The organism is Flavobacterium cyanobacteriorum (genome assembly GCF_002251835.1).
Lineage (GTDB): Bacteria > Bacteroidota > Bacteroidia > Flavobacteriales > Flavobacteriaceae > Flavobacterium > Flavobacterium cyanobacteriorum.
This window is the reverse complement of the sequence record NZ_NOXV01000001.1, coordinates 1-1,155: the sequence shown is the minus strand read 5'-3', so window position 1 is coordinate 1,155 and position 1,155 is coordinate 1. Positions and strand designations below refer to the sequence as shown.

Sequence of the window (1,155 nt, the reverse complement as noted above, 5' to 3'; positions counted from 1 at the left end):
CGGGTTCAGCTCTCAATTGGATAATGGCGGATCGGGTGGTAGTGATGAATTAAAAATCACAGGAGCTGATGCTGATACAGCGGTTACAGAATTAAACCAAGATTCCCAGCTAAACTTGGTTAGAGATCAAAACACAGGTAAAGTAACTATGGCAGATAAATCTAAAATAGATTATAATACATTGACATGTGAAGACCAAGCACTCTATAATATTATTGAGGATACAAGTAAAACTGTAAACTTATCAACTACTCAAGATATGGTAAGAACTAATAGTGCTGGAAAAATTCAGCCTTTTATTCTTGGACATTATAATGGACAAAATGCAACTGATAGCTTTCAGGAAGTAAATATGATACAAGCACAAAATCTGGAAGCTAACGGAGGACAAACAGCAGGTACAACTGTTAGGCACGAAATATTTGAAGGTGCAAGTGCATTATCAATTGTCAATACACCTGTGACAACTCAAACTCCCAATTTCGTACCACCTGCTTTCACTGCAAATGTATATAATCAAGCGCATTTACAAGCAGTAAGAATGGATAGCAACTTTAAGCTAAGCAATTTGGGAGGCAATCAGGTTTATTATCAGCAAAAACCTCCAACACTTTGGTTTAATTTTAATCTAAATGCAAATGCATCTACTCCAGGTGATCCTGGATGGTTTGTTTTACAAAAATAGTTTACATTATGAAATACGTGATTATATTAAGTTTAATTTTTACTTGTTCTTGCGCAAATAAAAAGATATGCTCTAAACAAGAAACTGCAAGAATTTACAAAATCTATAAGAAATATGACTATACTTTTTTTTATGGCATTAGTGATAAAGATACTTTGGTTTTTATCATGGATTCAAAAATTAATAATAATTGTATATCTGCACCTAAAGAAATAAAAATAAAAAGTTTAAAGCAGATTAGCTATTTGTTAATAAATTCCGACACACTATGTTTCCAATATTCTGTTCGAGATATCAATAATACTATGAATGTACAAGTTGGTACTAATTCTCCAGGGCTTAATAAATTACCTTGTTTAAATACCTATAACTCATATCCATATCTTATTGAATCTTGTAATACATTAATTAATAATTAACATTTTTACAGACCCCGATGGGATGTTGGCATCGCTTCAAAACTACAATAT

At 31.9% G+C, this 1,155-nt stretch carries 1 protein-coding gene; it reads left to right on the top strand.

All coding sequences use genetic code 11. The features are described 5' to 3' along the window. Positions 1-685, top strand: a 685-nt coding sequence (locus CHU92_RS15620) for a hypothetical protein (RefSeq protein WP_165764533.1), incomplete at its 5' end; no start/stop codon positions are given. Positions 686-1,155: the final 470 nt, after the last annotated feature.